We start from the raw sequence: 21,449 nt of genomic DNA on the forward strand, positions 1-21,449 counted from the left end.
GGACGGAACGGACGATGCGCAACCGCAGTGTCGCCGACCTGATGACGCCGACCGCGGTGGCCGTGCAGCCGGGGACGCCGTTCAAGGAGATCGCGCGGCTGCTGGACGAGTACGGCATCACCGCCGTGCCGGTGGTGGACGAGGCGAACCGGCCGATCGGCGTGGTCTCGGAGGCGGATCTGCTGCGCCGCCACACGGCGAAGGACGGTCCGAGCACCGCCGGTGCCATGATGTCCAGCCCCGTCGTGGTGGCCCGGCCGTCCTGGACGGCGGTGGAGGCGGCGCGGCTGATGGAGCGGCACCGGGTGAAGCGGCTGCCGGTGGTGGACGCGGACGGACAGCTCATCGGGGTGCTCAGCCGGAGCGACCTGCTGCAGTTGTTCCTCCGTCGCGACCGCGCCATCCAGGAGGAGATCCTGGAGGACGTGGTCATCCGGATCCTGCGCCACTCCCCCGCCGCCCTCCATGTCGACGTGGACGAGGGCCGGGTCACGCTGAGCGGCACGCTGGAGCGCCGCAGCCTCGCACCGGTCTTCGTACGGCTCTGCGAGAGCGTGGACGGCGTCGTGGAGGTCGTCGACCGCCTCTCGTACGAGGACGAGGACAAGGACGACGGCGAGGACGACGGCGAGGGCAGCGGCGAAGCCGAGGGCAGGGGCGAAGCCGACGGCCACGGCGACGGCAAGGCCCGAGCCGAGGCAGAGAACGGCGGCGGTGACGACGCGGACGAGTCCGCCGTGTCGGCCCCGGGCGCCGGCGCCTGACAAGGAACCGGGCCCGTCGGCGGGAAGCCGAGGGGCCCGGTGCGCGCGGCGGTCCCGTCAGGAGACCGCCTCCGGCCAGCCGTATCCAGGGCCGGTGTGCTGGGGCACGGTCCCGGCGCCCACCGCTTCCATCTCCCGGTTGGCCTCGCGCATCAGCTGACCGGCCAGATCCTTCATGGCCCGACTCGCGGCGAGCTCGTCACCGATCGCCGGCACATCCACGTCCGACGGGTTGCAGCGTGCGGTGCCGTGGCCGGTGAGGGTCGACGTACCGGTGTTCAGATGCGCCTCGGCCTTGGTCCTGCCGTCCTCTTCGACCAGTTCCAGGCCGACCGTCCACTCCAGTGTCCGTGTCATGGTCTGCCTCCTCGCGCCGTCGGGACGCGTAGGACCGCCGCGCGTCCCTTCCTACCTACCAGGATCCGCCCGGGCGCGTGACATCGCGCGGCGACGGCGGCGCGCCGGGGACCTGCCTGCCCTTGACCCTGACCCGGTTCAGCGGAGCCGGGGTGATCTGCTTGTGGGTCCGGAGGTAGTCCACGAAGCTCTCGTGGTCGGCTCCGTTGCGGACGGGGTCGGTGTAGCCGGCGAAGGCGTCGTAGCCGTCGGCGCCGATGACCGTGTACGCGAGCGCGGCCACCCGGTAGGTGCCCTCGGGGTGGATCGGGACGCCGTTGATCCGTACGTCCCCGAACGCGATCCGCCGGCCGACCGGGCGGGTCGGGTCGAAGCTGTACGAGACGTTCCTGGACACCGCGAGCGGGGCGAACCTGACCGACCCGTCCGCCTGCTTCTGCCACTGCTGTTCGAGGATCGCGTCCAGCCGGCTCCCCTTCACGCCGACCGTGAGGACGGGGTTCCCGTAGCCGTACGCGTTCCAGGACTCGCCGAACAGGATGCGCCCGTCCGCGTCGGCGGGGTGGCTGCCCTTGGCATACGGAAGGTCGGCGCGGACCGCGTTGCTGCCCTTGGTGGGCTGTGCGGCGATCAGCGCCAGATCGGCCTTTCCCTCGCGGGTGCGGTTGGCGTTCCAGTACTGGACGTCGGCGTACAGGTCGGCCGCGGTGCTCTCGCCGACGGCGTTCGCCGCCCGGGTGAAGGGGCCGGTCTGGGTCGCCAGCGGTTCGGCGAAGCGCTCGGCTCCGCGGGCGGCCCAGTGGTCGACGATCCTCTTGACCTCGGGGTCGGGTGCCACGTCACGGGTGACGGCGTGGTTGACGGAGCGGGTGCGGTCGCGGAGGACCTCGCCGGTCGCCGGGTCGATGGACAGCTTGATCTCGTTGATCAGGGCGCCGTGGTTGCCGGTCTCGACGACCGGACGCGGGACGCCGGCCGGGTCGGGCACCATGCAGTTGAAGCGCGAGTGCCAGTCTCCGGTGACGACCGCGTCGATCTCGGCGGACACCTTCCTCGCCAGGTCGATCACCGGCCCGTAGGCGGAGTCGCACACGTCGTACCCGGAGGTCGCCGCGGACTTGGGCGAACCGCCCTCGTGCACGTTGAGGACGATGGCCTCGACGCCGCGGCTCTTGAGCTCGCCGACGTACCGGTCGATGGTGCTCGCCTGGTCCAGGGCGCGGAGTCCCGGCTGGAAGGACGTCGAGCCGGTGGGGGTGGACTCCGTGGTCGTGGAGAGGAAGCCGACGGGGACGCTCTTGCCCTCGGCGGACCGGAACCACTCGATGCGGTACGGCTCGACGATCGGGTTCCCGGTCCGGGCGTCGACGATGTTGCCGGTCAGGAAGTCGAAGTCCGCGCCGTGGAAGCGCTGTCCGGTGGAGTCCTGGTAGCAGCTGTCCACTCCGACCGTGCCGAAGCAGGTGCCTTTCCCCATGTGCTCGACGAGGAAGCTCGGGGACACGTCCAGCTCGTGGTTGCCCACGGCCGTGAAGCGCAGGCCCAGCTTGTTGAGGACCTCGATCGTCGGCTCGTCCTGGAAGGCGTCCACTTCGAAGGGCCAGCCGGAGAAGTTGTCACCGGTCGAGAAGAAGACGGAGTTGGGGTGCCCGGAACGCAACCGGTCCAGATGGGTGGCGAGATAGGCGGCTCCGCCGACGGTCACGGAGGTGCCGCCGCCCGCGGGGATCTGCCCGCCCTGCCCTGGGGTGGGCGGCTGGAGGTAGCCGTGGAAGTCGGTGATGCTGAGGAGTTGGACGTCGAGGGTGTCGTCTGCGGAGGCCGGTGAGACGGACAGCGCGCCGCCGATGAGGGCGGTGCCCGCGGCGATGACGCCGATCCGGCGAAGGACGTTTCTCAAGGCGATGACTCCTTCGGAGTGGAACGAGCACCTCCATCTCAACGGGTATGGGTGTCATGGCCATGAACTTCGAACAGCGGTCTACGGCATGGGACATGACCGGGCTTCATCGCGGCGCGACCGAGTCCGTCATGTACGGAATCGCGCCCCTTCCGCCACTGATCCGTCCTTGTCCGCGGCATGGGCGCGGGGCGGGGGCAGGGGCGGCAGCGCCGACTCGACGTCGTCCAGGGCGCGCCGGGCCGCCGCGATCCGCTGCCGCAGCAGCGCCACCTCGTCGGGGCCGTCCCCGTCGCCCACGGCAGGAGGGCCGGCGTGCGCGGATGAGGCAGCGGGCTCCGGCAGCTTGGCGAGCCTCGCGGCGTCGAGCTTCGCGGTCTCCTGCTTCTCGATCTCCCTGGCCTCCTCCAGCGAGTTGATGACGACCCCGATCAGCACGTTGACCAGGACGAAGGAGGCGATGAGGACGTACGAGACGTAGTAGAGGAAACTCCACCGGGAGATCTCCAGGCCGGCGTGGACGGCGTCGCCGAGGCCGTCGAGGGTCATGAGCAGGAAGAGCGTGAGGACGGCCCGGCCGATCGAGCCGAAGTGCTCCGGGTCGTACGGGGCGAAGAAGACCCAGCCGACCATCGCGTACACGTACAGCAGCAGCGCTCCGACCAGCAGGAAGCTGACCGTGCCCGGCAGGCTGCGGCCGACGGCGACGAGGACGATCCGCAGCTGGGGCAGGAATCGCGCGGCACGCAGCACCCGGGCGAGGCGGAGCAGCCGCAGGACGGTGGAGTTCTCACGGGCGGCCGGGACGAAGGCGGCAAGGACGACGACCAGGTCGAAGAGGTTCCAGGGGTCCCGGAAGAAGTCCCCCGGGCGGGCGGCGTGCGCCCCGGCGCGCAGGAACATCTCCGTCGCGAACGCGGCCAGGAAGAGGTGCTCGACCAGGCGCAGCTCGCCGTGCCAGCGGGCGGTGACACCGGCGTACGTCTCGATGCCGAGAACGGCGGCGTTGCCGAGGATGAGGAGGAAGACGGCGGTGGCGAACCAGCGGGCCTCGGTGATCTCGCGGCATCGCTCCGCCACACGCACCCGAAGGTCCTGGCGGCCGCGTCCCACCACGGCGGACTGATCCGGCATTTCGGCGCTCCTCGATTCGTTGAACCATGCTCTGGTGTTCCAACGGCGACGACGCGCGCAGGTTCTGGTCCCTTCGGTGGCTCTTGACGCGCGCGTCAAGACCGCGCGAAACATTTCCGCCGGAAGGCCCACGGAGCTCCGTCTGGTCGAAGATCAGCCCTCGAGGAGTTGATGTCCGGTGACGACACAGACCACGCGGTGGGCCACGACGAGCGGCGGAGCGAACGAGGGTGCCCGCTGGTACGCGGCGAACGGCGCCCCGCCACCCGCGCACATCGTGCCCGCCGAGGAGACCATCAGTGTCGCCGCCGCCCATCAGCTCATGACGCAGGGCTCCGCCCTGCTGTGGCGCGGGGACTTTCCGTCCGCGCGCCGGCTGCTCGCCGCGCTCGGCCGCCGGGCCGAGCGTGGCCGGACGACGCCGGCCCAGTCCCCCGCCGAGACCTTCCGGCGCCAGCGCCTGGCCCAGTCCCACCGGGCCGTGCTGCTCGGCAGGCTCCTCGTGCCGTACGAGACCGACTGGTGGATCCCGCTGCGCGGCGCGCCCCGCGTGCGGGAGGCGTGCCTCCAGGCGTACGGCCCCTGCTCGGCGCCCGGCCACGGTTCGCTGCGGGAGTTGCTCGGTGTCGTCGGGTCGTACGAATGGCGCCGGAAGGGCGTCGAGATCCCGGCGCTGGGAGGGGAGCGCATCCACCCGCACTTCGGCGTGTTCTCGCCGGTCCGCGGGGAGTACGTCGACCTGGTCGCGGAGGCCGAACTGCCGGCCGGGGGCACCGCCTTCGACATCGGTACGGGTACGGGTGTGCTCTCCGTGGTGCTCGCCCGGCGGGGGATGCGGCGGATCGTCGCCACGGACACGGACGCCCGCGCGGTGCTGTGCGCCCGGGACAACGCGGACCGGCTCGGTCTCGACGCGCGGATCGACGTGCGCCACACGCACCTGTTCCCCGAGGGCCGTGCCCATCTCGTGGTCTGCAATCCGCCGTGGCTGCCCGGCGTGCCGCGCACGCCGCTCGACGGGGCGGTGTACGACCCGGAGAGCCGGATGCTGCGCGGCTTCCTGGCCGGGCTCGCGGACCACCTGGAGCCGGGCGGCGAGGGCTGGCTGATCCTCTCCGACCTCGCGGAGCGCCTCGGTCTGCGCGGCCGCACCGAACTCGTGGACGCGATCACGGCGGCGGGATTGCGCGTGCTGTCCCGGACCACGACGAAGCCCCGGCACGCGCGGGCGGCCGACCCCTCGGACCCGCTGCACCGTGCCCGCGCCTCCGAGGTCACCTCGCTGTGGCGGCTGGCGGCGGCCTGAGCGAACGGAACGCACCCGCGGGCGGCCTCGTGAAGTCCAAAGTCCAAGCCCTGCCACGCATGCGTCCATGGGCACGCGGTTCCGGGCCGAGGAAGCTGCGGTTCGCCCGGTTCCGCGTGGGGCGGCCGGCGCGGCCCGCGCGGCGCCCCGGGGAGGAGTGCTCCATGCCCGCTCGAAGATCCCTCATGGTCACCGCGCTCGCCGCCGTGACCCTGACCCTCACCCTGACCGGCGGCGGGGGCGCCTCGGCGCACCCGCCCGCCGAGGCCGCCCCGCCCGCCGAGGCCGCCCCGCCCGCCGAGGCCGCCCCCGTCGCCCCGGCCGCCCCGGCGGCTCCCTCGGCTCTGGCTCCCGCGGCGACGTACACCGTGACGGTCGGCGCCAAGGGGTCCTGGACCCACCCGGACGACACGCCGGCGGCCCCCTACATCGACAAGGACGGCACCTTCTGGTTCCAGCAGGCCCACGCGCTCTACGGAGCGACGCAGCCCAGGAAGTGGAGCTTCTTCACCGGCTCCGACTTCGACACGGCCACCCGGTCGAGCGCGATCAGCGACGCCGTGGACCCGGCGAACCCGAACGACCGGAACAACGACACGACCTGGCGGTGCAACAACAGCCCGACGGGCCTGGAGTCCACCGCCCCGCCGGCCGGGTCGGGCTACTCCCAGAAGAACTTCTGCGACCTGGCGGGGGTGTGGGTCGACCCGGACACCGGCGACTGGTACGGCCTGGTGCACAACGAGTTCACCCCGCAGCCCTTCGGTGACGGCGTCCACTACGACGGCATCGACTACGCGGTCTCCACCGACCGGGGCCGGACCTGGCGGATCAGGTCCCACGTCATCACGTCTCCGTACAGCACGAAGCGAGGCGACACGGCCGCCTTCCCGCAGCAGACGTACCACTACGGCGACGGCGATCCGAGGCTGTTCGTCGACACCGCGTCGGGCTACTTCTACGTCTTCTACGGCTCCCGGATCGTGGAGAAGGGCGGCGGCTGGAAGGCCTTCCACGCGCATGTGGCCCGCGCTCCGATCTCGGGCAAGATGGCGCCGGGTTCCTGGCGGAAGTGGTACGACGGCGCCTGGACCGAGCCGGGTGTCGGGGGCCGGGAGAGCAACATGGTGCCGGTCGGCGCCTCCAGTACGACCGGCTACACCCCCGTCGCCGACGAGTACGACCCGGCGACGGCCGGCACGGTGAGCCAGCAGGTCGCGGCCGGACTGATGCCGCCCACGTCCCCGCTGTTCGTCATGGACATCACGTACAACGCCCATCTGGGCCTGTACATCGGCCAGCCCCAGGCCGTGGACCAGAGCGGCGGCGCTCCGCAGCAGTTCTACGCCACCGACGACCTGTCGAAGCAGCGGTGGCAGCTGATCGGGGACACCGGCGGCCACACCAACGCCTCCTGGTACCGCTGGTTCCTGGACAGCACGAGCCGCACGAGTTCGGCGATCGTGGGCAGGGACTTCCGCTCGTACTGCTCCTTCGGCTGCTCGGGCGGCTCGTCCAGTGAGTACGTCAACGTCTCCATCGGTACGTCGGCCCCGGCCGCCCCCGTCGACCCGAGCCGGACCCACCGGATCTCGTCCGGTGGCGGGCGCGTCCTCGCCCAGGTCTCCGGCGGCTCGGCGACCACCTCCCTGGCGGCGCCCACCGGAGCCGCGCTGGAGGCGTGGACGTTCACCCCGCTCGGCGACGGCGCCTACCGGATCGCCAACAGTGCCACCGGCGGACTCCTGGGCGTCGACTCCTCCGTCACGGGCAGCCGCGCCTGGGGCACCCGGCCGACCGTGACGGCGGTCGGGGCGGGCGGTCCGACGGTCGGGCAGCAGTGGTTCGTGGTCCCCGGCACGACCTCCACGGGGGCGCCGACCGGTGCGTACCGGCTGGTGAACCGCTACAGCGGGCTGGTGATCGGCATGTCGGCCGACTCCGCGCGGCCGGCCGAGACCACGCCCGGCCGCTCGTGGACCGACACCTCGGGAAGCGGGGTCGGCGGGGCGCGTACGGCGGCGGAGCAGACGCTCACCCTCACGCCCGTGGGCGAGGCGCCCGTCTCCCTCGACGGCGTCCGCACCCTGGTCATTGGCGGCAAGGCCCTGGACAACCCGGGGCACAGCACCACCCCGGGCACCCAGCTCATCACGTACGCGGTCAACGGCGGGGCCAACCAGAGCTGGCGCTTCACCCGGCAGCCGGACGGCTCGTACGAACTGGTCAACGTCGAGTCGGGGCTGTGTGCGGACGTCGACGGCGGTTCGACCGCGGCCGGCGCGAAGGTGATCCAGTGGACGTGCACGGGTGGCACGAACCAGCGCTGGACCGCCACGCGCCGGGCGGACGGCACCTACACCGTTGCCTCGCTCAAGAGCGGATTGCTCCTCACCACCGCGTCGACGGCGAACGGTGCCCTGGCGACCCAACAGCCGGACACCTCCTCGCCGTTGCAGCGGTGGACGATCACCTGACCCGCAGGCGGATCCGCCGCGCCTGACACGTGTGCCCCCGCCCGTACGGGCGGGGGCACACGTCGTCACACGACCCCGGCCTGTCCCGAACTCGCTGGTAGGCAGCCCCGGTTCCGCAAGCTCCTGCAAGATCTCCACTCCTCCCCGAAGACCTCCACGGAACAAACACGTTCGCTCGGGCAACCATGTTGATCATCACGCGGAATCTCATATTCCACTCATGGAACGGGTGCGGACCGCGGCTAGCGTCCGCTGTTGATCTTGCTGAGCGGCAGGATCGGAAGGGATGCAACACCCGTGTCCAGACACACAGCCGGACGTTCCGGCGCGCGGCGGCGAACAGGGCGCATCGCCCTGGCCTCCGTACTCCTCCTGGCGGCCGAGGCCGCCCTCATATCCGGCCAGACCGCCGCGGCGGCGCCGGACGAGCCGACCGCACCGAGCGCCACCACCCGCGCCAACTCCCCCTCCCCGCAGGCGATCTGGGAGTCGGACCTGGCCTGGGCGGCCCAGCACGCGAAGGGCTCGATCGCCTCGGCGCTCGCCGAGGCGAAGAAGACCGGGAAGAAGACCGTCGCCACCGACGAGACGACCCCCACCACCTACACCGTCGCCAACCCGGACGGCACCCTGACCACCGAGCTGACCGCCGGCCCCGAGCGGGTCTGGAAGAACGGCGCGTGGCGGAAGGCCGACGCCACCCTCGTCCAGGCCGCCGACGGCACCGTCGCCGCCCAGGCGCACCCGGGCGGCCTGCGCCTGGGCGGCAAGAGCGGTGTTCGGCCGAAGTCCCTGCGCGCCGCGCAGGACGACACCGCCCGCGACCTGGTCACCCTGGGCAGTGGCGACAGCCAGGTGACCCTCCGCTGGAAGGGCGGCCTGCCCGAGCCCGAACTGGACGGCACCCGCGCCCGTTACCGGAACGCCGTGCCCGGCGCCGATGTCGTCGTCGAGGCCACGCGTACCGGCTTCGAGCAGTTCGTCGAGGTGCGCGAGCGGCCCGTCGGCGCGTACACGTACACCCTCCCCGTCAAGGCCAAGGGCCTGAAGGCGCGGGCGAACACGGACGGCTCGGTCACCTTCACCGACGCCGTGACGGGCGCCGAGCGGGCCACCATGCCCGCCCCCGTCATGTGGGACGCCTCCGTCGACGAGCGGTCCGGCGAGCACACCCGTCGCGCCCGCGTCGACATGAAGGTCGTGGACAAGGGCGACGGCGAACTCGACCTGGTCGTCACCCCCTCGGCAGCCTTCCTCGCCGACCCGGCGACGACGTACCCCGTCACCGTCGACCCCTCCACCTCCGCGCTGTCGAACACCTTCGACACCTATGTGCAGCAGGGCGAGACCGTCGACTGGTCCAACGACACCGAGCTCGACCTCGGCAACCCCGGCACGAAGAACCCCGACGGCACGCCGCGTACCGCGCGCTCGTTCATCAGCTGGAACACCACGCCGATCCAGGACGCGCTGATCGTCGACACCAACCTCGCGCTGTGGAACTTCCACTCCGGCAACACCGACTGCGCCGCCCAGTCCTGGACCGTGTGGGACACCAGCGCGCCGTCCACGTCCTCGCGCTGGACCGCGCAGCCCACCTGGAACAAGGAGTACCACTCCTCGACCGAGACCAAGGGCAACCCGGAGTGCGCCGCCCAGCCCGACGGCTGGATCAACGCCGACGTCGACACGCTCGTCCAGACCTGGGCGTCCGCCAAGGCGACGCGCGGCCACATGGGCCTGCGCGCGGCCACCGACGACGTCCGCGCGTGGAAGCGGGTCAACTCCGCGAACAACACGGCCAACCAGCCCAAGCTGACCGTCACCTACAACTACCGCCCCTCCGACGGCACCAACCGCCAGGCAGGCGCGCCGTTCAGGTCGTACGCGGGCGTGTGGGCGGTCGACTCCACCACCCCCACCCTGCGTGACACCTTCACCGACCCCGACGGCGACAAGGTCAACGGCACCTTCCAGGTGTACGACGCGGCGACCAACACGCCCATCACCACCCCGGCCGGGGAGGGCCTGATCGTGTCCGCCTTCGTGGACTCGGGCAAGCCGGCCTCGGTCACCGTCCCGGCGGGGCAGCTGCAGGACGGCCGGACGTACAAGTTCCGTACGAACGCCTACGACGGCACGCACTACAACGTGAGCTGGTCCCCCTGGACCCAGTTCGTCGTCGACACCACCGCCCCCGGTGTGCCGCAGAGCGTCAGCTCGGCGACCTACCCGGAGAACTGGGGCGGCGGCGGTGCCGGCGTCCCGGGCGACTTCGCCGTCACCACCGGTGCTCCGGACGCCTACCAGGTGCGCTACCGCCTCGACCCGTACTCCGACGACGCGGACGACGCCGGCTGGTCCTCGGTGAGCACCACCTCGGGCACGGTGGCCTCCAGGGCCGTCGCGGCTCCCGCCGCCCCGGCCGCCCCGGACGCCTCCTACGCGGTCACCCCCGCGGCGGACGGCAACCACGTGGCGCAGACCCGCACCGTGGACCGCGCGGGCAACGTGGGCCCGATCAAGGACTACGGGTTCACCGCCGGGAACCGGGACTACAACCGGGCGCCGAAGATCGACATCAAGCTCCCGGCCAACGACACCAGCTCTCAGCAGCCGGACCCCACCGATCCTCCGAAGCCCGCCTGGGACGGCTGGAAGCAGGGGAGCTCCGCCTCCGCGACCGCCCGTACCTTCACGACCGGGGACGACACCCAGGTCACGATCACCCCGAGGGACCAGGCCTCCAAGGCGTTCACCCAGAAGGCCGCGCGGGAGCAGGGGCTGCGCGCCGGCTCGCGTCCCGACCCGATCGTCAAGGACTCCTGGTGCCAGCCCACGCTGTTCGGCGAGGCGCAGAAGTCGCTGATGACACGGACGCAGGCCTGTGTCTTCTTCGACCTCTCCTTCACCGCGGAGAGCAAGCTGGAGGACGGCGTCGTCCCGGTGAAGTACCAGGCCAACTTCGAGGTCCACTTCCAGGTCAAGACGGACGCCCACGGTGACGCCGTCAAGACCTGGGTGCAGATCAACCCGGTCTACAACAACTTCCCCGGCGACGAGCGCGCGGTGGTGATGGGCGCCGGCAACCCGGGCGCCTGGTTCGACTCGATGTGCGTGAGCGACGGCTGCAACAGCGGCGGTGACAGCCAGCGGCAGAACATCGACTTCTACGGCGACCTCACCTGGAAGGGAGGCATGAACGGCAACGACCCGGTCGACACCCACATGGCGACCGGTACGGCCGACCACAAGTGGAACGGCGCGGTGGACAACGCCGCCGGCACGACCGACGACGACCAGTCGAAGAGCATGCTGGTGTCCTTCAACGGCCGGCCGGTCACCGAGGTGGAGCCCCCGCCCGGCCTGAACGGCAAGAAGGGCGAATGGCGCGACGACTACGCGTCGTGGCAGTCCCCGCAGCTCCTGGTGACCTGCGACAAGGTCGCCTCGTACGGCGCCCCGGGCTGTGTGCTGCCGCAGTACGCCCCGACGTACGCGTTCAACACCGCCGCGTACCCGGAGGCGGCCGCCCACGCCTGGGTGATCCAGAACAAGTCCAAGGTCAAGGGCGTGGGCCAGAGCTGGGACGCCCCGCTGCAGTACCTGCCGCCGCAGGCACGGAACAAGCACGATTACGACTCCCAGAAGAGCCGGGACGCCATGTGCACCCGCTACAAGGGGCCGAAGTCGGCCGGCACGGGCTGGGTTCCGCGCAAGACGTTCCTGCCCCACCCGAAGACGGCCCTGCACCACGCGGGACCGCACTTCGACGAGGTCAACTGCGACGAGTTCCCGTTCGCGTCGACGTACCAGTCGGCCGGCATGAAGGCCGTCGACGGCGGCAAGAACGAGGCGCCGAACGGTGGCGCGGACTGCATGCAGACCGTGTCCGCCACGACGGACGACGGAAGCGTGCACTTCCTCGACGACACCCGGTACGACCCGCCGACGTTCAACGAGAACTGCGGCAGGTCGTCGATGTCCGGTGACGTCAACCAGGGTTCGATGCGCCCCTTCGGCGACTTCGCGCGCCAGATGCGGCTCCTCGACGAGCAGGCGTACTTCCTCGACCCGGGCAACGCCTGGTTCAAGGGCTGCGACACCTCGAAGGCAGAGCTGATCTGCACGATGACGAAGCCGTAGCCCCGCTGCGGTGAACACGGCAGTGCCCACCCCGGGATCACCCGGGGTGGGCACTGCCGTGGCTTTTTTGGCGAGGTCGGCGCCGCGGCGGTTTCAGCGCAGCTGGCGGAAGAACTCCCGCACGTCGCCGACGAGCAGGTCGGGGGCCTCCATGGCGGCGAAGTGGCCGCCGCGGTCGAATTCGGACCAGTGCACCACGGTGTGTTCGAGCTCGACAGTGCGCCGGATCGACACGTCCGTGGGGAACACCGCGACCCCGGTCGGCACCGTGGAACGCTCACTGGCGCCCCAGGCTCCGGCATGGGCGGTCTCGTAGTAGCTGTTGGCCGAGGACCCGGCGGTGCCGGTCAGCCAGTACAGCATCACGTTGGTGAGCAACAGATCCCGGTCCACCGCGTCCTCGGGCAGTTCGGCAGCGGGATCGGTCCACTCCTTGAACTTCTCCACGATCCAGGCCAACTGCCCGACCGGGGAGTCGTGCAGGCCGTACGCCAGGGTCTGCGGCCGGCTGATCTGGATCATCGCGTAGCCGGACTGCTCGGTCTCCAGGTACCGCAGGGTCTCCAGCCGCGCCCGCTCGGTCTCGGTCAGCTCTCCCACCTCGTCCGGGTCGACCTCGGTGAACGCGGCGAGCCCGTTCGCGTGCACGCCGACGACCTTGTCGGGATTGAGGCGGCCGAGTCCCGGGGAGATGACCGCGCCGGTGTCGCCGCCCTGAGCACCGTAGCGGTCGTAGCCGAGCCGGTTCATCAGCTCGGCGAACGCCCTGGTCACCCGGTTGGTGTCCCAACCTGCCTCGCGGGTCGGCCCGGAGAACCCGCTGCCGGGGATCGACGGAATCACCAGGTGGAACGCGTCCGCCGGGTCGCCGCCGTGTGCCCTGGGGTCGGTCAGCGGGCCGATGACGTTCAGGAACTCCACGATCGAGCCGGGCCAGCCGTGGATCAGGATCAGCGGCAGCGCGTCCGGCTCGGGCGAGCGCACGTGCAGGAAGTGGATGTCCTGCCCGTCGATCTCGGTGGTGAACTGCGGGTAGGAGTTCAGCTCCCGCTCGTGGACGCGCCAGTCGTAGCCGTCGCGCCAGTACTCGGCCAGCCCCCTGAGGTAGCTCACCGGCACCCCGCGGCTCCAGCCGGCATCGGGCAGGTCCGCGGCCCACCGGGTCCTGGCAAGCCGACCCCTCAGGTCGTCCACGTCGGCCTGGGGAATGTCGATGGTGAAAGGCCGGATCGCGCTGTTGTTGTCCATGCCCACAACCCTAGGAGCCGGTTAGGACAGATCCGGTCCTAGGCCGATGGCAGACTTCACACCATGTGGGAAACCTCGACACGGCTACTGCGACTGCTCTCGCTCCTGCAGACCCGACGCGACTGGTCCGGCGCCGAACTGGCCGAGCGGCTGGAGATCACTCCGCGCACCGTGCGCCGCGACATCGACCGGCTGCGCGACCTCGGCTACCCCGTGCTGGCCACCGCCGGCACCGCCGGCTACCGACTGGGCGCCGGCGCGGACCTGCCACCGCTGCTGCTCGACGACGACGAAGCGGTCGCCGTCGCGATGGGCCTGCGCACAGCCACGAACGGTTCGATCACCGGCATCGAGGAAACCTCGGTGCGGGCCCTGGCCAAGCTCGAGCAGGTACTTCCCTCCCGGCTGCGCCACCGGATCAACGCCCTGCAGTCGATGACGGTCCCGATGGCCAACACCGGCCCCACCGTCGACCCGAGCACCCTCACCGCCATCGCCGCCGCCTGCCGCGACTCGCTGCGCCTGCGCTTCGACTACCGCACCCACGACGGCACCACCAGCATCCGCACGACCGAGCCCCACCGCCTGGTGCACACCGGCCGGCGCTGGTACCTCATCGGCTGGGACGCCGACCGCGAGGACTGGCGCACCTACCGCGTCGACCGCATCGCCCCACGCACACCCACCGGCCCCCGGTTCACCCCGCGCACCCCGCCGGACCCCGATCTCAGCGCCTACACCTCACGGGCGATCTCCACGTCGGCCTACCGCTACCAGGCCAGGTTCACCCTGCACGTCAACGCCGAGACCGCAGCCGAACGGATCGCCCCCACCACCGCGGCCCTGGAACCGATCGACGAGCACAGCTGCACTCTGCGGGCCGGATCCGACTCGCTGGACGAGCTGGCCATCTACGTGACGACCAAGGGCTTCGACTTCCACGTGCACGAACCCCCCGAACTTGTCGAGCACATCAAGACGCTGGCGACCCGGCTCACCAGCGCGACGGATCAGCACCCATCGACCTCGTCGTAGCCGGTGACGATGCCGGCGCGCGGTCCACGATGCGAGGCCGCCCGTTGACAGCCCTTAGTGGACCGGGTGGACGGGCCGCCAGTCGGGGAGCGTCTCGTCGAGCGTCGGATACCTCGGGTCCTCCCAGACGAGGCATCCGTACACGATGCCGGGCACTTCGGGGCCCATCAGGTCGGCCGGGCCCTCGCGGAGCGTCCGGACGACGGACTCCAGGTACGCGGCGATCGACGGAAAGAGCGGGGCCTCCATGAACAGGCCCTCGTAGCTCCGCCACTTGCCGAGGCCGTCGGCCGACAGATAGAGACCGACGTCGGTCGCCTCGATGTAGTTCCCGAAGGGGGCCGCCCACTCGGCGCCGTCCCAGTAGTCCTTGCCGTGGGCGTCGAGACCGTAGAGCCGGGGCCGGATCGACTGCTCGGGCGTGAGCAGCACCCCGTGGGGCAGGAAGGCCCCGGTCGCCACCTCGCCCTCTTCGTCGCACTCCTCGATGTCGAGCTGCCGCACGCCTCCGGCCAGGCCCCAGAGGGCGACCAGTTCGGGCGGGAGGCCGAATCCGCAGTTCTGCCTGAGGCGGCCTTCCGCCTCCTCGACCTCGGCGACGGGGGCCGGCGGAAGGATCGAGGCGTACGAGGTGGGGGCGTGCTCGCGCAGCCATGCGGTCAACTGCTGCCAGGCGGTGGCCGTCCGCTCCGTGAGTGCGGTGTTGTCGGTGTCCATGGTCCCGACCCTACGCAAGGCGGGCGAGGATATGGACCTCCCGGAACTGCCTTCGGTCGGTGGGGCGGGGCTCGCGCACCAGCCGGGCCACCTCGGCGAACCCGGACTCGCGCAGCAGCTCGGCAAGGTGGTCCGGCCACCACCGATAGGCCGGCGCGACGGTGTGGTCGAAGACCTGTGTCGGGTGGGACGCGTCCTCGCTCGCCGAGAAGCCGAGGAGCAGATGGCCTCCCGGTGCCAGCACACGCCGGAACTCCCGCAGAGTGCCGGGGAGTTCGCGTGGCGGGGTGTGAATGATGGACCACCGTGACAGGACGCCGCCCAGCGCGCCGTCGGCGATGTCGAGCGCTGCCATCGCACCCACGTCGAACCGCAGCCGGGGGTGGGCCAGCCGAGCCAGCTCGACCATCGCCGGGGAGGCGTCGACCCCGAACGCCGAGAGTCCCAACTCCGCCATGTGAGCGGTGACATGGCCGGGACCACAGCCCAGATCCGCGACCGGACCGTCGCCCGTCTCCCGTACGGCCTCGGCGAAGGCCCCCAGGATCGCCCGGTCCAGGACGCTGTCACGCAACGAGTCGCTGAACAGCCGGGCGTAGGTGGAGGCGACGGCGTCGTACGCCTCGCGGGTGGCGGTGAGGGCATCGTGGTCGACCATGCGCGCCACCCTACTCACCGTGACTCGCGTGCGAGGTCCGCGCGGGGGAGCATCGCCGGTCGGCCGGCCGTACGGTCGAGGTCACACAGGAGGTCGGAGCCCGCAGGCAGCCCGGCCAAGGGGTCGGCGCCGATCAGAAAGAAGCGGCCGCCGAGGTTGCCGTACAGGGGACGCCCGTGAAGGGTCGCGCCGACCCTCACGTCGCCGATGAACCGCCGGACGAACGACCAGGTGGCAGGCGTCGTGATGTCGGGTACCGCCTCGCCGAGGTCGGCCCCGGTCCACAGCGAGTCGGTGCCGAGGCTCGCGTTCCGGACCTCGGGCGCGGGCGGGACCTCGGTGGTGACGGGGCGTGCCTGGAGGATACCGAACACTCCCTCCGCACGGGCCCATTCGACGTCGCGGGGCTCCCCGTACAGCTCCTCGAAGACGTCAAGGGTCGTCCGGTCGACGAGCACGGCGTCGGGCGTCACCAGGCCGCTCACCGCGGCCTCGCCGAGAGCACCCAGGCGGCGTTGATCAGCGGGACACCACAGCGGAAAGGGGCCCCCGCCAGCGCGTTCGGCGGCACGCACAAGGCTCCAGGGAGGGATCTTGACGTTTTCTTTGCGCTTCTGCCGGGGCTGACGCCTCACCCGTTCCTTACGCTGGCCCGGCCGTTGCCGCAACGGCCGGAAATCGACCCCCGCAGCACACCAGGAGCACCTCGCGATGGCCCCCACCGACGAAGCGCCCACCGGACGACTGCGCGCGTGGATGTTGGAGGGGCTGTCCGACATGGGCAAGGGCCGCCCATCCGCCCCGAAGGCGCAGACGGAGCCCGCCCACAAGGGTCAGCCGTGGTGGCGGGTGATGTGCCTGACCGGTGTCGACTACTTCTCCACCCTCGGTTATCAGCCAGGCATCGCCGCCCTGGCGGCAGGGCTGCTCTCCCCCGTGGCGACGATCGTGCTCGTCATCGTGACCCTGGCCGGCGCACTGCCGGTCTACCGGCGGGTGGCCGAGGAGAGCCCGCGCGGCGAGGGCTCGATCGCGATGCTGTCCCGGCTGCTGTCCTTCTGGAAGGGCAAGCTGTTCGTCCTGACCCTGCTGGGCTTCGCGGCGACCGACTTCCTGATCACGATCACCCTCTCCGCCGCGGACGCCTCCACCCACCTGGTGGAGAACCCGCACCTGGCCGAGACACTGCACGACAAGCAGGTCCTGATCACCATGGTGCTGATCGCGCTGCTCGGCGCGGTGTTCCTCAAGGGGTTTCTGGAGGCCATCGGCGTCGCCACCGTCCTCGTCGGTGTCTACCTCGCGCTCAACACGGTCGTCGTGGTGGCCGGCGTGTGGCACGTCCTGACCGAGGGGCATGTCGTCACGGACTGGACGACCGCGCTGACCGCAGAGCACGGCAATGTCTTCGCCATGATCGGCGTGGCTCTGCTCGTCTTCCCCAAGCTCGCGCTCGGCCTGTCCGGTTTCGAGACCGGTGTCGCCGTCATGCCGCACGTCGAGGGCGAGCCGGGCGACACGGAGGAGAAGCCCGCCGGCCGCATCCGGGGCACGAAGAAGCTGCTGACGACCGCCGCGCTGATCATGAGCGTCTTCCTGATCAGCACCAGTTTCATCACCACGGTCCTCATCCCCCACGAGGAGTTCGAGCCCGGCGGCGAGGCCAACGGCCGCGCGCTCGCCTACCTCGCGCACGAGTACCTCGGCAACACCTTCGGCACGGTCTACGACGTCTCGACCATCCTCATCCTGTGGTTCGCGGGAGCCTCCGCCATGGCGGGCCTGCTGAACCTCATGCCCCGCTACCTGCCCAAGTACGGCATGGCCCCGCACTGGGCCCGCGCGGTGCGCCCCATGGTCATCGTCTTCACCCTGGTCGCGTTCCTGGTGACATGGATCTTCGACGCCGACGTGGACGCGCAGGGCGGCGCGTACGCCACCGGCGTCCTCGTCCTGATCTGCTCCGCGGCCATCGCCGTGACGATCGCGGCGCGCAAGGCCGGCCAGCGCGGTTGGACGATCGGCTTCGGCGTCATCTCCGCCGTCTTCCTGTACACGACCGTCGTGAACATCATCGAGCGGCCCGACGGCGTCAAGATCGGTGCCTGCTTCATCGCAGGCATCATCCTCATCTCGCTGCTCTCCCGCCTGGGCCGGGCCTTCGAGCTCCGTGTCACGCACGTCGAGCTGGACAACATGGCGGAACGCTTCATCCGCGACATCTCCCACCGCACCCCCCGGTTCATCGCCAACGAGCCCGACCACCGGGACGTCGCCGAGTACCGCGAGAAGATCGAGCAGATCCGTACCGACAACGACCTGCCGACCTCCGACGACTTCGTGTTCGTCGAGGTCACCGTCACCGACCCGTCCGAATTCGAGGCGGGCCTGACCGTCCGGGGCGAGGTCATGCACGGCCGCTACCGGGTGCTGACGGTGGAGAGCTCCTCCGTCCCCAACGCCCTGGCCGCGCTCCTCCTGCAGGCCCGCGACCTCACCGGCACCCGCCCGCACATCTACTTCGAGTGGACCGAGGGTCACCCGTTCGCCAACTTCTTCCGCTTCTTCCTCCTCGGCCAGGGCGAGGTCGCCCCGGTCACCCGCGAAGTCCTCCGCGAAGCGGAACCCGACCGGACGCGTCGCCCCCGCGTCCACGTCGGCTGAGGCACGGCCTCGTGCAGGGGCAGGCAGGTCACTGGTCGCCGCGCGCGCCGGCGCCCGTCGTCGTCCTCCGGGTGACCGTCCTAGGACGGCTCCGACACCGAACTGCACGCTGACGTCCTGCCGTCGGAGCGGCTGCCCGAGGGCGCGCGTGCCGGTCGTCCTCGCCGTGGGCGCCTACTTCGGACACTCCGGAGGGGGGAGCAGGCGTCACGGGAGGCCGACGTCAGGGCGGCGATCGACTGGGCGGCGTACTCGCCACCGACACGTTCAACCAGATCGCCGGATATCACGGACACCAACAGGACCGGCGCCTACTTCGCCTTGGCGGCGGCGTCCACTTGGCGGGTGAAGTCCTGCGGGCTGACGGCCTGACCGTCTTCGCCGATCACGGTGAGCTTCTTGCCGTTGGCCTTCACCGTCGGCGTGCCGGACACGTCGCTGTCGTAGAAGGCGTCGGCGACCTTGGCCGCCCAGGGCAGATAGGTGCCCTCCTTCACTGCCTTGTTGAAGGACGGGGTACGCAGCCCGGGGACCTTGTCAGCGAGGTCGAGGAGCTTGGCGGTGCTGCCGAAGACGTCATCGGTCTCGTCCCTCGGATGGGCCGCGTACAGCACCGCGTGGAAGGCGCTGAACTTGTCCGGACTCTCGTTCAACGCGGCGCCCAGGGCCGCGAGCGAGGTCTTGGATCCCTTGCCGCCGAGGCTTTCGTCCAGGAACGCGGCCATGTGGAAGTCGACCCTCGCCCTGCCCGAGTCGGCAAGGTTCTTGAGCGTGGGGCCGAGCTTCTGCTCGAACTTGGCGCAGGAGGGGCAGCGCATGTCCTCGTACACCTCGAGGGTCGTGGGCGCGTCCGGCCTGCCGACGGTGATGAGCGTGCCGTCCTTGCCGGTGGCGTTCGCAGGTACGACCAGTGGCTTGCCTTCGGCCACGTCCGCTCCGCTGCCGCCGGCGCCGATGGCGATACCGGCCCCGACGGCGAGGGTGAGGGCGACGACGGCTCCGCCTGCGGTCAGGACGCGCCTGCGCCGCCGGGCGCGGCCGGCCTTGACCTGGCGCTCGGCGTGCAACCGCTCGCGGGGAGTCGCCCGCGAGGGCTTGCGGGCCACGTGGGACTCGCGGACGGTCGTCTTCTTGCTGCTCATGCGGTGTTCTTCCTCCGGTGTGGGCCGCCCGCGCCGGGGGTGCCGGCAGGTGCGCGCCACGGCGGATCGGTGGGCGGATGCGGGGACGTGACTCCCCGCGCAGAACGTCATGCCGGCAGCCCGGACGGTCGGGGAAGGGCGCGTGGGTCCGCGGCAGGGCATGTGCTGTCCACACCTGCGACGTGGTCGCCAGAACTGAGCACGCAACGAGGGACGCTCGCCGCGCACGCAAAGACCATCCACCGCATTCCGGACATTCTCTCAAGCTAGCAAGGGGCCACGGCGCGAAATCCCGCCGATCGCCCCTGCCAGGAGGGCCATTGGTCCCCCCTTGCCCCGCACAGCTCGGGATTTGGACGCCGATCGGGCCTGCGGGTAGAGCGAACCCCTCTACGGCGAGAACAAACCGCTCCGGTATCAGCCCAGCCCTCAAACTCACCGGGCTGGGCGGTGAGCAAGGCCCCTGACGGCACTTGGGCAAGCCGTCCTGTACGCCATCGTCCCGCTGGCCCTCGCTTCGGTCCTCATCGGCGTCATCAACGCCCCACACGCAAGGCGGCGAGCTCGGCCCAGTGGGTCAGGGTGTGGGCGAGGCCTCTGTGAGTGACATCCACTCGCGGACCGTCTCCGTGTGCGAACCGCTCGCTGTACTCGCCGCCACCGCCTCCGCGTCCTCGACGGAGCACGGCCTGCCCGCTCGGGTGAGCAGGACGAGTGGCCACTCGGGGCCCGAACCGGCCGATTCTCCGTCGAAGGCGCTCCAGTCCCAGGGACCGTCGAACCGCCATGCCCGTCCGGCAGCGTCGGCGACCTCGTCGCCCAGGTGGAGAGACGCGTACGGACGCATCAACCGTACGAAGGTGAAGGGGATCCCATCGCCAGGGTGAAGGGTGTACCCGGAGCCGTCGAGATGGCTCTCGTCCGGGAACTCGCGGTAGGACAACCCCCGGCGCAGCACAGTCACGGTCCGGGTGGGATGCGGAAGCCAGGCGGTCTCCAGCGGAGGATCGTGGTGCTGGACAGCCGTCACGTGCACCACGGTGGTGGGCACGCCGACCCGGCAGACGTCTCCCGCCTTCAACTGTGCGGCCGGAGGGTCGGTCCGAAACAGCTCGGCCTCCACCTCGGGCGCGACGCCACGGCCATCGGTGACGCCAAGGGCGACGATCCCGTTCCAGTGCGCGAACTCGTTGGCCCTGTCGATGTCCCACCACGGCCATCGCACCGACACATGGTCCCCTGTGACTCCCTGCTCGACCCTGGCGGCCGTGAAAGGACAAGCGACCGACAACACGTCACCGACCCGGAAGTCCCCCTCATCCACCATGCGCCCAGGGTAGAGGGGCCAGTCAGCGGTCCGACATGCATCAATCGGGCCAGCGGATCAGGACGGCCTGGCCGACATCAAGGGAGCCATCGATCCAGGAACTCCGGCCCAAGCCAAGCGTCGACAGATGAGTTGGCGAACCATGCCTCTCCGTCCGGCATGACGACGTACACCGCCCCGGCGATCCGGGCAAACGTGGAGGCGGGATACTTCCGTCGAATTCGGTGCGGTGCCGAGACAGCGAATTCATGGCTTTCGCCGATGCCGGCGGGCCGGCGTTGCGGCCGTAGGAGTCGGCGCGTTTCGGCAGATGTACGTGGAGAGCAACGGAACGACGGCGGCCTGGTCGGGAGGGGAGTCGTTCGTGATGCGTTCCCGCGCATGGGTCCCGCCCAGCCGCGCGTCCACGAGAGGCAGCTCCTGCGCTGTGGGCCCAGGACGCCGGACGAGATGGGGCCGGGCTGTCGGGCTGCGCTCGTGGCCCTCGACGATGCCTGGACGCTGGTTGGGCCGAAACCACCCCCGAGCAGACCAGGGAGGCTGCCGTTCTCCCGTGCTGGTGGCCTCGGTACCG

At 70.7% G+C, this 21,449-nt stretch carries 14 protein-coding genes and 1 pseudogene; 6 read left to right on the top strand and 9 right to left on the bottom strand.

The window, feature by feature from the left end:
* Nucleotides 1–14: 14 nt before the first annotated feature.
* Nucleotides 15–611: pseudogene (locus ACF09C_RS01420) on the top strand (CBS domain-containing protein); the annotation flags it as partial.
* A 210-nt stretch (nt 612–821) separates the two neighbouring features.
* Here ACF09C_RS01420 and ACF09C_RS01425 read toward each other — a convergent pair.
* The 3 genes from ACF09C_RS01425 to ACF09C_RS01435 all read right to left on the bottom strand — a co-directional run bounded on the left by ACF09C_RS01425 (nt 822) and on the right by ACF09C_RS01435 (nt 4,155).
* Nucleotides 822–1,121, bottom strand: coding sequence for a DUF1876 domain-containing protein (locus tag ACF09C_RS01425; RefSeq protein ID WP_362415355.1), 300 nt, complete (start codon nt 1,119–1,121; stop codon nt 822–824).
* A gap of 55 nt (nt 1,122–1,176) precedes the next feature.
* On the bottom strand, nt 1,177–3,021 hold the full coding sequence (locus ACF09C_RS01430; protein WP_392087342.1) for a bifunctional metallophosphatase/5'-nucleotidase: 1,845 nt from the start codon (nt 3,019–3,021) through the stop codon (nt 1,177–1,179).
* Between the two features lie 129 nt (nt 3,022–3,150).
* Nucleotides 3,151–4,155, bottom strand: a complete 1,005-nt coding sequence (locus ACF09C_RS01435; RefSeq protein WP_392087344.1) for an ion transporter — start codon at nt 4,153–4,155, stop codon at nt 3,151–3,153.
* A gap of 178 nt (nt 4,156–4,333) precedes the next feature.
* On the opposite strand from ACF09C_RS01435, the gene ACF09C_RS01440 reads away from it, so the two are divergent.
* From ACF09C_RS01440 to ACF09C_RS01450, 3 genes are all read left to right on the top strand, one after another.
* Nucleotides 4,334–5,461, top strand: a complete 1,128-nt coding sequence (locus tag ACF09C_RS01440) for a methyltransferase (protein WP_392087346.1) — start codon at nt 4,334–4,336, stop codon at nt 5,459–5,461.
* Between the two features lie 164 nt (nt 5,462–5,625).
* Complete coding sequence (locus ACF09C_RS01445; RefSeq protein ID WP_392087349.1) at nt 5,626–7,938, top strand: RICIN domain-containing protein; 2,313 nt, start codon at nt 5,626–5,628, stop codon at nt 7,936–7,938.
* 495 nt (nt 7,939–8,433) lie between these two features.
* Complete coding sequence (locus ACF09C_RS01450; protein WP_392088644.1) at nt 8,434–12,084, top strand: DNRLRE domain-containing protein; 3,651 nt, start codon at nt 8,434–8,436, stop codon at nt 12,082–12,084.
* Between the two features lie 93 nt (nt 12,085–12,177).
* On the opposite strand, the gene ACF09C_RS01455 is transcribed toward ACF09C_RS01450, so the two are convergent.
* Nucleotides 12,178–13,332 (bottom strand): epoxide hydrolase family protein, encoded by a 1,155-nt coding sequence (locus ACF09C_RS01455; protein ID WP_392087352.1) that lies wholly within the window; start codon nt 13,330–13,332, stop codon nt 12,178–12,180.
* Nucleotides 13,333–13,395: 63 nt separating this feature from the next.
* Between ACF09C_RS01455 and ACF09C_RS01460 the strand changes: the two genes are divergently transcribed.
* Complete coding sequence (locus tag ACF09C_RS01460) at nt 13,396–14,367, top strand: helix-turn-helix transcriptional regulator (RefSeq protein WP_392087354.1); 972 nt, start codon at nt 13,396–13,398, stop codon at nt 14,365–14,367.
* Between the two features lie 54 nt (nt 14,368–14,421).
* Here ACF09C_RS01460 and ACF09C_RS01465 read toward each other — a convergent pair whose 3' ends face one another.
* Genes ACF09C_RS01465 through ACF09C_RS01475 form a run of 3 tightly spaced genes read right to left on the bottom strand, consistent with a single transcriptional unit; the run spans nt 14,422 to nt 16,227 of the window.
* Nucleotides 14,422–15,084, bottom strand: a complete 663-nt coding sequence (locus ACF09C_RS01465; RefSeq protein ID WP_392087356.1) for a hypothetical protein — start codon at nt 15,082–15,084, stop codon at nt 14,422–14,424.
* Between the two features lie 10 nt (nt 15,085–15,094).
* Nucleotides 15,095–15,742, bottom strand: a complete 648-nt coding sequence (locus ACF09C_RS01470; protein WP_392087358.1) for a class I SAM-dependent methyltransferase — start codon at nt 15,740–15,742, stop codon at nt 15,095–15,097.
* A 14-nt stretch (nt 15,743–15,756) separates the two neighbouring features.
* Nucleotides 15,757–16,227, bottom strand: coding sequence for a hypothetical protein (locus ACF09C_RS01475; RefSeq protein ID WP_392087361.1), 471 nt, complete (start codon nt 16,225–16,227; stop codon nt 15,757–15,759).
* A 226-nt stretch (nt 16,228–16,453) separates the two neighbouring features.
* On the opposite strand from ACF09C_RS01475, the gene ACF09C_RS01480 reads away from it, so the two are divergent.
* Complete coding sequence (locus tag ACF09C_RS01480) at nt 16,454–18,406, top strand: amino acid transporter (RefSeq protein ID WP_392087363.1); 1,953 nt, start codon at nt 16,454–16,456, stop codon at nt 18,404–18,406.
* 311 nt (nt 18,407–18,717) lie between these two features.
* Here ACF09C_RS01480 and ACF09C_RS01485 read toward each other — a convergent pair whose 3' ends face one another.
* Together ACF09C_RS01485 and ACF09C_RS01490 are read right to left on the bottom strand one after the other, a co-directional pair.
* A complete protein-coding gene (locus tag ACF09C_RS01485) occupies nt 18,718–19,548 on the bottom strand; it encodes a thioredoxin domain-containing protein (protein WP_392087366.1) in 831 nt (276 codons plus the stop codon).
* A 577-nt stretch (nt 19,549–20,125) separates the two neighbouring features.
* Nucleotides 20,126–20,773, bottom strand: coding sequence for a hypothetical protein (locus ACF09C_RS01490; protein ID WP_392087368.1), 648 nt, complete (start codon nt 20,771–20,773; stop codon nt 20,126–20,128).
* Nucleotides 20,774–21,449 lie beyond the last annotated feature (676 nt).

Source organism: Streptomyces sp. NPDC014870, from assembly GCF_043081505.1.
In the GTDB taxonomy this organism is placed as follows: Bacteria; Actinomycetota; Actinomycetes; order Streptomycetales; family Streptomycetaceae; genus Streptomyces.